12 protein-coding genes, 3 tRNA genes and 1 pseudogene are annotated in these 12400 nt (G+C 54.1%); 12 read left to right on the top strand and 4 right to left on the bottom strand.

The features are described from left to right. Positions 1 to 303, top strand: a pseudogene (locus tag B9Z41_RS17080) (channel protein TolC); the annotation flags it as partial. Positions 304 to 308: 5 nt separating this feature from the next. Next, the gene (locus tag B9Z41_RS16725) at positions 309 to 797 is read left to right on the top strand and encodes a toxin-activating lysine-acyltransferase (protein WP_233202764.1); all 489 of its coding nucleotides are present in this window, start codon (positions 309 to 311) and stop codon (positions 795 to 797) included. A gap of 10 nt (positions 798 to 807) precedes the next feature. Here the strand turns inward: B9Z41_RS16725 and argG are convergent, their stop codons facing one another. From argG to B9Z41_RS16705, 4 genes are all read right to left on the bottom strand, one after another. Beyond that, positions 808 to 2148 (bottom strand): argininosuccinate synthase, encoded by a 1341-nt coding sequence (argG, locus tag B9Z41_RS16720; RefSeq protein ID WP_100148220.1) that lies wholly within the window; start codon positions 2146 to 2148, stop codon positions 808 to 810. A gap of 21 nt (positions 2149 to 2169) precedes the next feature. Beyond that, entirely contained in the window at positions 2170 to 2487 is a 318-nt protein-coding gene (locus B9Z41_RS16715; RefSeq protein ID WP_100148219.1) for a pyrimidine/purine nucleoside phosphorylase, read from the bottom strand. Positions 2488 to 2614: 127 nt separating this feature from the next. Then, complete coding sequence (locus tag B9Z41_RS16710; RefSeq protein ID WP_100148218.1) at positions 2615 to 3160, bottom strand: glycine zipper 2TM domain-containing protein; 546 nt, start codon at positions 3158 to 3160, stop codon at positions 2615 to 2617. 76 nt (positions 3161 to 3236) lie between these two features. Beyond that, positions 3237 to 3596, bottom strand: a complete 360-nt coding sequence (locus tag B9Z41_RS16705) for an arsenate reductase (RefSeq protein ID WP_100148217.1) — start codon at positions 3594 to 3596, stop codon at positions 3237 to 3239. Between the two features lie 57 nt (positions 3597 to 3653). On the opposite strand from B9Z41_RS16705, the gene folC reads away from it, so the two are divergent. From folC to B9Z41_RS16655, 10 genes are all read left to right on the top strand, one after another. Then, positions 3654 to 4961, top strand: coding sequence for a bifunctional tetrahydrofolate synthase/dihydrofolate synthase (gene folC / locus B9Z41_RS16700; RefSeq protein WP_233202762.1), 1308 nt, complete (start codon positions 3654 to 3656; stop codon positions 4959 to 4961). A 10-nt stretch (positions 4962 to 4971) separates the two neighbouring features. Next, positions 4972 to 5655 carry an SPOR domain-containing protein gene (locus tag B9Z41_RS16695; protein ID WP_100148215.1) on the top strand — a complete coding sequence of 228 codons (684 nt, stop codon included), beginning with the start codon at positions 4972 to 4974 and terminating at the stop codon, positions 5653 to 5655. A 7-nt stretch (positions 5656 to 5662) separates the two neighbouring features. Beyond that, on the top strand, positions 5663 to 6157 hold the full coding sequence (locus B9Z41_RS16690) for a CvpA family protein (RefSeq protein ID WP_100148214.1): 495 nt from the start codon (positions 5663 to 5665) through the stop codon (positions 6155 to 6157). Between the two features lie 15 nt (positions 6158 to 6172). After that, complete coding sequence (purF, locus tag B9Z41_RS16685; RefSeq protein ID WP_100148213.1) at positions 6173 to 7687, top strand: amidophosphoribosyltransferase; 1515 nt, start codon at positions 6173 to 6175, stop codon at positions 7685 to 7687. A gap of 4 nt (positions 7688 to 7691) precedes the next feature. After that, positions 7692 to 8903: an O-succinylhomoserine sulfhydrylase gene (locus tag B9Z41_RS16680; protein WP_100148212.1), complete on the top strand. Its 1212-nt coding sequence runs from the start codon at positions 7692 to 7694 to the stop codon at positions 8901 to 8903. Between the two features lie 13 nt (positions 8904 to 8916). Continuing rightward, positions 8917 to 10302, top strand: a complete 1386-nt coding sequence (gene gltX, locus B9Z41_RS16675) for a glutamate--tRNA ligase (protein WP_100148211.1) — start codon at positions 8917 to 8919, stop codon at positions 10300 to 10302. A gap of 34 nt (positions 10303 to 10336) precedes the next feature. Further along, positions 10337 to 10412: transfer RNA gene (locus B9Z41_RS16670), tRNA-Ala, on the top strand. Between the two features lie 35 nt (positions 10413 to 10447). After that, positions 10448 to 10523: transfer RNA gene (locus B9Z41_RS16665), tRNA-Glu, on the top strand. Between the two features lie 58 nt (positions 10524 to 10581). Next, positions 10582 to 10658 (top strand) — tRNA-Asp (locus tag B9Z41_RS16660). 229 nt (positions 10659 to 10887) lie between these two features. Further along, on the top strand, positions 10888 to 12400 hold a 1513-nt coding region (locus B9Z41_RS16655), incomplete at its 3' end, for a hypothetical protein (RefSeq protein ID WP_143474225.1).

Genomic DNA, 12400 nt, shown 5'->3' with positions numbered 1-12400 from the left:
GGCGTGGTCAATGGTCAGGCGCAAGTTGAGGCTTTGGAAGCCGCTGTGGTGGCCGGTCGAAATGCGGTGGAGTCCAACAAAATTGGTTTCCAAATTGGCACGCGCATTAACCCCGATGTGCTCAATGCCGAGCAGCAGCTCTACACCACTTTGCGGGATTTGAGCAAAGCACGTGTGGATGCTGTGATGCAGGGGCTCAAACTCAAAGCTGCAACGGGCTCTTTGACTGCAGAGGATTTGCTTGTGCTAGAGCGAATGATGGTCCCTGCTACTGCTGCTACGCAGCTTGTTCAATCCAACTAAAAGTGATGCCACACATGGAAACGCAAGAGAACTCTCAAGTGCAAGATCTGGCGCGTTACGCCAAAGAGCAAGCACACCGCGTGATGAAAAAAATCCCACTGCTGGGTGCTGTGAGTTGGCTGATGATGCAACAAAGCGCAACCCGTCACACGCTGTTGAGTGAGTTGGAGTGGCGTGTGATGCCTGCTTTGGTGCTCGATCAAGCCAAGTTGTTCATGCGAGAAAGCGCGCCAATCGCTTACGTGTCTTGGGCGCGTTTGTCTGATGGGGTGGCTGCACGCTACCAAGCACCGCCATACCAACTCACACCTGCTGATTGGCAATCCGGCGATCAAATTTGGCTGATTGATTTATGCGCTCCGTTTGGCGGTGCGCAAGAGGTGATGAAAGATTTGCGTGAGTCTGTCTTTGCCGGGCAAGACATTCACCAACTCGCACTGGGAGAGGCGGGGCGGCTTAAAACGCAGGTCTGGCCTGCGTTTCACACAAGCTGAGTCCTTGGCCTCAATCGTTCTTTTGATCGTTCGACAGGCTTAAGAAGTCTGAGCCCGTACCCAGTGACAGCAAACCCGTATGGGCATAGATGCCTAGCTTGGCGCGGGTGTCCACAATGTCCAGATTGCGCATGGTCAGCTGGCCAATGCGGTCAAGTGGGGTGAAGGCACCTTCCACCTTTTCCATGCTCAAACGTTCGGGCTTATAGGTGAGGTTGGGGCTTTCGGTATTGAGCAAGCTGTAGTCGTTGCCACGGCGCAGCTCAAGGGTGACCTCCCCGGTGACGGCGCGTGCCACCCAGCGCTGTGCGGTTTCGCGCAGCATGATGGCTTGTGGGTCAAACCAGCGGCCTTGGTATAACAAACGGCCCAAACGCAAACCATTGATGCGGTATTGCTCGATGGTATCTTCGTTGTGGATGCCTGTCACCAAGCGTTCGTAGGCGATGTGCAGCAGGGCCATGCCGGGGGCTTCGTAGATGCCGCGGCTCTTGGCTTCAATGATGCGGTTTTCAATTTGGTCGCTCATGCCCAAGCCGTGGCGACCACCAATTTCATTGGCTTTCAAGAACAAGTCAACTGGCGACTCAAAAGTCTGGCCGTTGAGTGCCACGGGTTGGCCTTCTTCAAAACGAACACTCACCTGCTCGGCTTTGACGTCGCAGTCTTCGCGCCAGAAGGGCACGCCCATGATGGGGTTGACGATTTTGATGCCGCTGTTGAGGTGCTCTAGGTCTTTGGCTTCGTGGGTCGCGCCCAGCATGTTGCTGTCGGTGGAGTAGGCTTTTTCGGCGCTCATCTTGTAGCCAAAGCCATTGGCTGTCATGAAGGCGCTCATTTCGGCGCGGCCACCAAGTTCATCAATGAAGAGTTGATCCAGCCAAGGCTTGTAGATGCGCAGGCTGGGGTTGGTTAACAGGCCGTAGCGGTAGAAGCGCTCAATGTCGTTGCCTTTGTAGGTGGAGCCATCGCCCCAGATGTTGACGTCGTCTTCTTTCATGGCCGACACCAGCATGGTGCCTGTGACGGCGCGACCCAGCGGGGTGGTGTTGAAGTAGGTGATGCCACCGGTGCTGATGTGAAACGCACCGCACTGGATGGCTGCAATGCCTTCGTGTGCCAGTTGTGTTCGGCAGTCGATAAGACGCGCTTTTTCTGCACCGTATTCCATGGCTTTGCGTGGAATTTCGTTGTAGTCAGACTCATCTGGCTGTCCAAGGTTGGCGGTGTAGGCATAGGGCAGGGCGCCTTTTTGCTTCATCCACAACAAGGCGGCGCTGGTGTCCAAACCGCCTGAGAAGGCGATGCCAACTTTTTGCCCTTTGGGCAAGTTTTGAAGAATGGTGCTCATGGGGTTCCGATCGGCGGTTGATTAACCGAAGTGGCAGATGTAGTGGTAGGGCTCGGTGACACGGATGTCAAATTTCGAGTTGCCTGGAATGCTGAATTTTTCACCTGCGCTGGATTTGACCCAGTCGTTGCTGCCGTCGAGTTTGTATTCGCAGTAGCCAGCCACGCATTCCATGATTTCTGGCGCACCGGTGTTGAAGGTCAGGGTGGCGGGCAAGATGACGCCCACAGACAGCTTGGTGCCGTTGCTCAGGGTCAGGCCGTGGCTCACACATTTGCCGTCAAAGTACACATTGGCTTTGGTGGTGACGCTGACGCTGTCGATTTTTTCTGTGGTCATGGTGCTGCGGTGTGAAAGATACAAAACCGTTGATTTTAAAGGACGCGCCTTGGTCGGGTCGTCAACTCGGGCAGGCAAACAAAAAAGCCGCTATGAAGCGGCTTTTTGTTGAGGGCTGAACCACTGCTCAATAGCGGGGGGCCGAGCCGGGAGGCGGCACATTGCCGTAGTGTTGTGTTGGCGCGGGGGCCATGGGCGTGATTTGCAAACGCACGGTAGGGCCCGGATCGCTAGGCATTTGTACGGTGTATTGCTTGCCAGCAAATTCATAGACCACGTTGTAGGCCATGGTGCGGTTTTCGTAGAACATTTGCTGGCTGCAGTTCTGTACGTTGCGAACTTCAGGCGTGCCTGCACCTTCAACTTTGTCGCCCAAGATGGCTCCGCCAAACAGACCCAGCATGGTGGCTGCGGCACGGCCTGAGCCTTGACCCATGCTATTGCCAATGGCACCACCGGCAATAGCCCCCATGGCTGCACCAGCACCCGACTTTTGGCCCTGGGTCACCACTTGTTCGTTGTTGCAGACTTGGCGTGGTACGGCCACCTGCTGGATGATGGGCGTGCTTGAGATGACGCGACCCACTTCTTGTGCTTGTACGGACAGGCTGGCTGCGCTCAGCATGGCCAACAAGCTGCCCAGTAGCGCGGTTTGAATGTGGATTTTTTTCATAGGTTGTCCCTTGATTTGTGACATGACAGAAGTTTAGTCTTTGCTCACAGACGGTCTGTAAAGCAACGGTAAAACTTCAAGCTAAAACGTTTTGCCATGCCTCAGGGTTGACGCCCACGATCACATGGTTTTTGAATACGCAGACCGGACGTTTGATGGCGCTTGCGTGTGCCAGCATGACTTGGCGCGCGCTTTGGCTGTCATGCACGCTGGCTTGCAGGGCCGGATCAAGTTTGCGCCATGTGGTGCCTTTGCGGTTGAGGAGGGTTTCCCATCCCACCTGCGAAAGCCAGAAATCAAGCGCCTCGGGGGGAACGCCTTGTTTTTTGAAGTCGTGGAAGGTGTGGTCAATGCCGCGCTCACTGAGCCAGACACGCGCTTTTTTAACGCTGTCGCAATTGGGAATGCCGTAAATAGTCAGAGCTGTAGATGTCATAAGGGTGAATGATGCCGCAAAGCGATGTCCCCCAAGCTGTGGGCGACAATTCAACCTATGAATTCATTGGACAGTTGGCTCGAACACTGCGAGCGTTTGCACCCCCACAACATCGAAATGGGCTTGGACCGTGTGCGTACGGTGGTTGAGCGCATGGCTTTGCATTTTGATTGCCCGGTGATCACCGTCGCCGGGACCAACGGCAAGGGCTCGACCTGCGCTATGTTGGAAGCTTGTTTGTTGCAGGCTGGTTACCGCACGGGGGTGTACACCTCGCCGCATTTGGTCCACTTTCAGGAGCGTTGCCGTATTCACGGCGAGACAGTGCAGCCCAACGATTTATTACCGCACTTCGAACGGGTGGAACAGGCACGTTTGAGCGCTGGGCCTGATGGGGTGGTCTCATTGACGTATTTTGAGTTCACGACTTTGGCGATTTTGAGTTTGATGGCGACCTCCAATTTGGAAGTCGCGATTTTGGAAGTGGGTTTGGGGGGGCGTTTGGATGCGGTCAACGTGATTGACACGGACTGTGCGGTCATCACCAGCATCGACCTGGATCACATGGACTGGTTGGGCACAGACCGTGAGAGCATTGGCCGCGAGAAGGCCGGCATCATGCGCACTGGTCGTCCAGTGATCGTGAGCGACCCGATGCCACCTCAAAGTGTGTTGGATCACGCGGTGGAAGTCGGCGCAGATCTGTGGACCTTTGGAAAAGACTTTAATTTCACTGGTGACAAGCAGCAGTGGGGCTGGGCAGGGCGAGGGCGGCGCTATAGCGGTTTGGCTTATCCAGCCTTGCGCGGAGCCAACCAGTTGGTGAATGCCAGTGGCGTGCTGTCGGCGCTCGAAGCTTTGCGTAGTCGCATTCCTGTGACTGCGCAGGCGATACGTAATGGCTTGGCGATGGTGGAGCTGCCGGGGCGGTTTCAAATTGTCCCAGGACAGCCTGCTTTGGTACTCGATGTTGCTCACAACCCGCATGCGGTAGCCGCGCTGACAGAAAACCTGGATGCGATGGGCTTTTATCCCACCACCCACGCCGTGTTTGGCGCCATGGCAGACAAAGACGTGGCACCCATGCTGAGTCGGGTGGGGGCTTTGGTAGATCGTTGGTATTTTTGTGATTTGCCAACCCCGCGTGCTGCGCGTGCACAAGAATTGTATGCGCAATGGAAGGCAGTAAATACGAGGGCTGATGTGCAAGCGGGCACTTACACAGATCCTCAATCAGCGTTGCAAGCGGCTGTGGCGGCGGCTGACCCCGCTGATAGAATTGTGGTCTTCGGATCGTTCTTCACGGTCGGGGGTGTTTTAAAGGACGGAACTCCCCGTTTAGATGCCCCACATTTGAGTTCCTGAGACCCCGTTCATGGCATTTTTCAAGTTTCGATTGCCCGGTCAAGCCGAAGGCGACGCCCAGGGTAATTTCAGCAATGCACCGGCCCAAAGTGTGGAGGCTTTGCGCCGTCGTGCGCGTCACCGCTTGATTGGTGCCTCGGTGTTGGTGCTCTTGGCTGTGGTGGGTTTTCCCTTGTTGTTTGACACACAGCCGCGTCCCGTGTCAGTGGACATCGCTGTTGATATCCCAGATCGTGCGAACAGCAAGCCCTTGGCTGCTGTACCCGCACCCACTAAACAAGTACCTTTGGCAGCAGGATCAGGACTAGGTCCAAAAGAAGAGGTGGTGGCTTCGGCTAAGCCTGACGCGAAACCAGATTCCAAGGTGTCCGAGGCTAAATCTGATGTCAAGGTGGAAGCAAAACCCGAACCCAAAGCAGAGCCTGCCCCGGCAAAAGTGACAGCTTCTGACAGCAAGGACAGCGCGCCTCGTTTTGTGGTGCAAGTGGGTGCCTTTTCTGACGAAGCCAAAGCACGCGATGTTCGGCTGAAGTTAGAGAAAGCTGGTTTTAAAACCTACACCCATGTGGCCGATACCAAAGAAGGCAAGCGCACGCGTGTTCGCGTGGGGCCTTTTACCAGCCGTGACGAGGCCGATAAGGCGGCTAGCAAGATCAAGCAGTTGCAGTTGCAGCCAGCTGTCTTGACCTTGTGATCTGCGCATGTTGAATTTCTCGGCTGTGGACTGGATTCTGCTTGCCGTGCTGGGCTTATCTTTTCTGATTGGCTTATGGCGAGGCTTGGTGCAAGAGGTCTTATCGCTGGCCGGTTGGGTGGTTGCGTTTTACGTTGCTCAGATGTATGCACCTTCTACTGCTGCTTGGTTGCCCATGTCTGGCAGCAGCCAAATGTTGCGTTATGCCGCAGGTTTTGTCTCGGTGTTTGTGGCGGTTCTAGTTGCCACAGTGCTGGTGAGCGCACTGGTGAAGAAGCTGATCTCTGCGGTAGGACTGGGGCCTCTGGATCGATTGCTCGGGAGCGTGTTTGGCCTTTTGCGCGGTTTGGTATTGCTCTTGGCTGTTACGGTCGTGGTGGGGATGACGCCGCTGCGTGACACCGAAGCTTGGCAGCATGCACAAGGTGCACAGTGGTTGCAGCAGCTCTTGCATATGTTGAAGCCGGTTTTACCGGTGGATTTCGGAAAATTTTTACCCTGAATGTGGGCCTGAAATATGTGTGGAATCGTCGGCGTTGTCAGCAACGCACCTGTGAACCAGTTGATTTATGACGCCTTGTTGCTCTTGCAGCATCGGGGTCAAGATGCCGCAGGCATCGTCACACAACTGGACCGTAAATTCTTCATGCACAAAGCCAAAGGCATGGTGCGTGATGTGTTTCGCACTCGCAACATGCGCGCGTTGCCGGGCAACAATGGCTTGGGTCAAGTGCGCTATCCGACCGCAGGCAATGCTTACAGCGAGGAAGAAGCGCAACCGTTTTATGTCAATGCGCCGTTTGGTTTGGTGTTGGTGCACAACGGTAATTTGACCAATGCCCATGCGTTGAAAGCAGAGTTGTTCTCGCAAGATCACCGCCATATCAACACCGAGAGCGATTCAGAGGTGTTACTCAACGTATTGGCCCACGAGCTTGAAAAAACCACCCGTGGTTTGCCCTTGGCTGCTAATGATGTGTTTGAGGCTGTGCGCCGCGTGCATCGCCGTATCAAAGGTTCTTACGCAGTGATCGCTTTGATTGCAGGTCATGGTGTGTTGGCATTTCGTGATCCGTTTGGCATACGTCCTCTGTGCATTGGCCGTGGCAAAGATGGCACGGTCATGGTCGCCAGCGAGTCCGTGGCTTTGGAAGGTACGGGTCACCAGCTGGAGCGCGATCTGGCACCGGGCGAGGCCGTATTTATCTCCGACGATGGGCAAACCCACTTCGAGCAATGCGCTCATGCCCCCCAACTCAAGCCCTGCATTTTTGAGTTTGTGTATTTGGCTCGTCCTGACTCCACCTTGGACGGTATCTCTGTGTACCAAGCACGTTTGAATTTGGGTGAGACCTTGGCCAAGCGGGTGGTGTCTACGGTACCGCCCAATGACATTGATGTGATCATTCCAATCCCAGAGTCCAGCCGTCCCAGCGCTACACAGCTTGCGCATTTGTTGGGCGTGCCTTATCGCGAAGGTTTTGTGAAAAACCGTTACGTGGGCCGCACCTTCATCATGCCGGGCCAGGGCGTGCGCAAGAAATCGGTACGCCAAAAGCTCAACGTCATTGCCAGCGAATTCAAAGGCCGCAATGTGCTGCTGGTCGACGACTCGATCGTGCGCGGGACGACCAGCCGGGAGATTGTGCAAATGGCACGCGACGCCGGCGCGCGCAAGGTCTACATGGCCAGTGCTGCACCACCGGTGCGCTTTCCTAATGTGTATGGCATCGACATGCCAACGCCCGAAGAGTTGGTGGCGCACAACCGTACCATTGACGAGGTGCGTGAGTTGATTGGTTGCGATGCCCTGATTTACCAAGACGTCGAGGCGATGAAGCAAGCCGTGCTGAGCGCTACAGCCCCAGGGGCACCCAAGCTCGACGGGTTTGATGCTTCGTGTTTTGATGGCGTGTATGTCACAGGTGATATCTCATCGCAAGACATTGCACGTTTGAACGAAAAACGCGTGGGACAAGAAGAAGGCGCGGAAGACAACTCGCGTCTGGCTTTGCCCAACGCCTCGGAGTGACCCTATGAGCCAACACCCCTTACCTGACAACTTACACATTGACACCCTCGCTGTTCGTGCGGCGGTAGACCGCAGCCAGTATGGTGAAAACTCCGAAGCCCTGTACCTCACCAGCGGCTATGTGCAGCCTTCGGCCGAAGCTTCTGCACGGCGCTTTGCGGGCGAAGAAGACGGTTATACCTACGGTCGTTCAGGCAACCCGACGGTCAGCAGTTTTGAAATGCGTTTGGCAGCACTCGAAGGAAGTGAGGCTGCGTTGGCCACCTCGTCGGGCATGTCTTCGGTGATGTTGATGTTGTTCAGCCTGCTCAAGGCAGGTGATCATGTGCTGTATTCGCAGTCGATGTTTGGTTCTACGATCAAATTGATTGGGTCTGAATTTGCCCGTTTTGGTGTTGAGTCGACCATGGTCGCGCAGACAGATTTGGCGGCCTGGAAAGCCGCTATCCGTCCCAATACAAAAATCTTGTTTGCTGAGACACCCACCAACCCCTTGACCGAGGTGTGCGATATTGCCGCCCTGGCTGATTTGGCTCACAACGCTGGCGCTTTGCTGGCCGTGGACAACTGCTTTGCCACGCCCATCTTGCAGCGCCCCATGGGCATGGGCGCCGACATCGTCATGCACTCAGGCACCAAGTACTTGGATGGTCAAGGGCGTGTCATGGCTGGCGCTTTGTGCGCCAGTGAAAAACTGGTCAAAGAAAAGTTTTTGCCCGTGATGAAAAACGGCGGCATGGTGCTGTCTCCTTTCAACGCTTGGGTGGTACTCAAAGGTTTGGAGACGCTCGACATCCGCATGCGTGCACAAAGCGCGCGTGCCCACGAATTAGCGCTGTGGTTAGAGCAACATCCTCGTGTCTCGCGTGTGTACTACCCCGGACTGGCCAGTCACCCGCAACACGCCTTGGCCATGAAGCAAATGTCAGGCTTGGGTGGTGCGGTGTTGTCGTTCGATGTCAAAGCCCATGACCCACAAACTGCACGCACAGGTGCTTTTCATGTGCTCGACAGTTTGCGCGTGCTCTCGCTGTGTACCAACTTGGGCGACACCAAAACGCTGTTGACCCACCCTGCCAGCACATCGCACGGCAAACTCTCCGAAGACCAGCGACAAGCCGCAGGCATTGGCCAAGGCTTGATCCGCGTGGCTGTCGGCCTAGAGCATTTGGACGATTTGAAGACCGACTTGCTGCGCGGTCTGGATACCCTTTAATTTCAGCCGACGCATGACCAAAATCCGCACCCGCTTTGCCCCGTCTCCCACGGGCTTTATCCACTTGGGCAATATCCGCTCGGCACTCTATCCGTGGGCGTTTGCACGCGCCACAGGGGGTGACTTCATTTTGCGTATTGAAGACACAGACCTTGAGCGATCCACCCAGGCTTCGGTCGACGTGATCATCGAGGGCATGGCCTGGCTAGGGCTCGACCATGATGAAGGTCCGTTCTACCAAATGCAGCGCATGGACCGCTACAAAGAAGTGTTGGCTCAGTTGCAAGCTGCAGGACATGTGTATCCCTGTTACATGAGCGTGGCCGAGTTGGATGCTTTGCGTGAACACCAAATGGCCAACAAGGAAAAACCGCGCTATGACGGCACTTGGCGCCCTGAACCAGGTAAGACTCTGCCCCCTATCCCTGCTGGCGTGCAGCCTGTGTTGCGCTTCAAGAATCCGCATGGTGGTGTGGTGGCTTGGGACGACAAGGTCAAAGGTCACATCGAAATCAGCAATGATGAGTTGGACGACTTGGTGATCGCTCGCCCAGACGGCACGCCCACCTACAACTTTTGCGTGGTCGTCGATGACATCGACATGGCCATCACTCATGTGATTCGGGGTGATGATCATGTCAACAATACCCCACGTCAAATCAACATCTTCAAAGCCCTGGGCAAAGAACCTCCGGTGTACGCTCACTTGCCTACCGTGCTCAATGAGCTGGGTGAGAAGATGAGCAAGCGCAATGGCGCCAAGGCTGTAACCCAATACCGTGACGAGGGCTATTTGCCCGACGCCATGGTGAATTACTTGGCTCGCTTGGGATGGAGCCACGGTGATGATGAAATTTTCAGTCGGGCTCAATTCTTGGAATGGTTTAATTTAGACCACCTGGGTCGCAGTGCTGCGCAATTTGACGAAGCCAAATTGCGTTGGGTCAATGCCCAGCACCTCAAAGCCATGGCCGATGAAACGTTGGCTCCTTTGGTGCAAGCGCAACTGGCCAAACGCAGCATCAGCACCGATGAGCGTTTGCCGGCTTTATGTGGCCTGCTCAAAGATCGTTGCGACACCACCGTGGCCTTGGCTGATTGGGTGGCGGCCTTTTATGGCGACGTCTCGCCCAAAGCCGAAGACTTGACGCAACACATCACGCCTGCTGTTGAGCCTGCATTGGCTTTGTTGACCGAGAAGTTGACTGCTTGCATTTGGAGCACAGAGGCAATCGGTGCCGCCATCAAAGAAGTATTGGTGGCCACAGGTTTGAAAATGCCCCAATTGGCCATACCGGTGCGCGTGTTGGTGATGGGCACCCTTCAAACTCCATCGCTGGACGCTGTGCTTGCTCTGTGCACCCGCGAAAAAGTTTTGCAGAGATTGAATAAGCGTTGAAAATTTGGTTATACTCTTAGTCTCGACACCCGATGGGGGTATAGCTCAGCTGGGAGAGCGCTTGCATGGCATGCAAGAGGTCAGCGGTTCGATCCCGCTTACCTCCACCAAACAGGACGTCGAGTTGGTTTAGTCCACAGGTTATGACCCTATCGTCTAGAGGCCTAGGACATCACCCTTTCACGGTGAGTACCGGGGTTCGAATCCCCGTAGGGTCGCCAAGTTATGCAACACTTGGTTTTGCTGCCACAAGTAGCAAAGCAAACGTTGCAACCACGCGGAGTGGTAGTTCAGTTGGTTAGAATACCGGCCTGTCACGCCGGGGGTCGCGGGTTCGAGTCCCGTCCACTCCGCCATTTTTATAAGTAAAAAACGCACCTTCGGGTGCGTTTTTTGTTTGCGCGCTTATTTTTACCGAGCGCCTAAGTATCAGTTTCCGGCGCTTAATGTTTTCCCAATGTAAATTTTTATCATAAATATTAAATTTTAGATTAAATTGATATTTAAGTTGTATTTTTGTCGCTATGTACAATTTTAGTACTATTATTGGGGCCTAAAATGAATATGTAATTTAAAGGTATTCAAATGACAAGATACTTACTTCAAGCATTGCCTGCTCAGGGCGCGATCCAAGCAAAGAGCAAATTAAATGAAGTACAAACATTGGCTGAAATTGAGGTGGGTGCTTCTTCTGCTAAGCCATTAAGTCTTGCTGCCAAGCCGAATTTGATTTACCGGCTTGTAGATCCTGTAACAGGTGCCGTTGTGAAGGGGCAAAAAATCTACAGCAAGGGGCGTAATTTACAAGTTGACCTTGATGGTGTGACGGTTGTCGAGTTGACCGATTTCTTTTCCTTGAAGTCAGAAACGACAGAGCCAACAAAACAAGAAATTTCATCGTCACCATCCATTGAGTCGTCGAGCAACCTGTCGGAGACGAGTTCTTTTGATTGCAATTACACGGTTATTCATTCCCAGACAGTAAAAGGAAGTGTGAACGAAGCCCGATCAATGCTGTGGCAACCTGGGCAATCAGCTGTAGATTGTGTGAATTTCGCAGGATCAGCGGTTTCTGACGCGCAGGAAGTTGGTGCCCTATCTGCGGTTTTAGGTATTGGTGGTTCAGTTGGCACTGTCGCTGCTGGGGTTGTGACTGCTGTTGCCGTCTCTACTGGTGGTTCTGGCGGGGCGAGCCTAGCGGCTGCGACTATCAAAGGAGGTATTTATGCTGGCACGGTGATTTCTACTGGCAATGGAGATTTGACCGTAGAGGCTTTTGACAGCAGTGGCAATAGTTTAGGGAGCACCAAGGTGGCCAGCGATGGTACGTACTCCTTGACATTGAACAGCAGCTATCGAGGTGCGATTGTTTTGAAGGCGTATGACGCAAACACGGTGAACAGCACCGATCCTAAGTATCTGGATGAGGCAACGAAATCAGCCGCAACTCTTCCAACATTGATGGCGGTTGCCAACGTTACAGATGTCTCATTGACTGTCAACATCACTTCGTTAACCAACTTTGCAGCATTACAAGCTGGAGCGAGCACAGTTAGTTCGACGGCTGCTCCAGACGCTACATCCATTGATGAGGCTAACACGGTCGTTAGTAATCTGTACTTGAGTGGTGTCAGCGTCCTAACTTCAAGTGTCATTCCTACCGTCAATGCTGATGGTTCTGTGAACACTGCTGCAAATTTGTATGGTGCCGCCTTGAGTGCTTTGTCGTGGTTTGAAAAAACACAAGGACTTACCTCAAGTCAAGCAGCGATGGAGTTGAACGCTTCGACAAGCACAGACAGTTCAGGATCTAGTGTTCTGGTTGGCACTGTAAAAAGTCACTTCGTTGATGCCATCTATTCTGCACAAACAGACGGACAAATTACTTCTAGTCAAGCCAGCGCACTACTGAAATCAACGACAGGATTGACAAATTTTCCGGCGGTGATCAGCGGCACGACGAGCGGGGCGTTGACCGAGACGAATGCGGTGCAGAGCACGACGGGGACCTTGACGAGCACGGACGTGGACGGCACCAACTTGTTTGTGGCGAACACGAGCGTGGCAGGGAGCAACAGCTACGGCACATTCAGCATCA

The organism is Limnohabitans sp. JirII-31 (assembly GCF_002778315.1).
Classification (GTDB): Bacteria; Pseudomonadota; Gammaproteobacteria; order Burkholderiales; family Burkholderiaceae_C; genus Limnohabitans.
The sequence above is the reverse complement of the archived record's forward strand: the minus strand, read 5'-3'. Positions and strand labels throughout refer to the sequence as shown.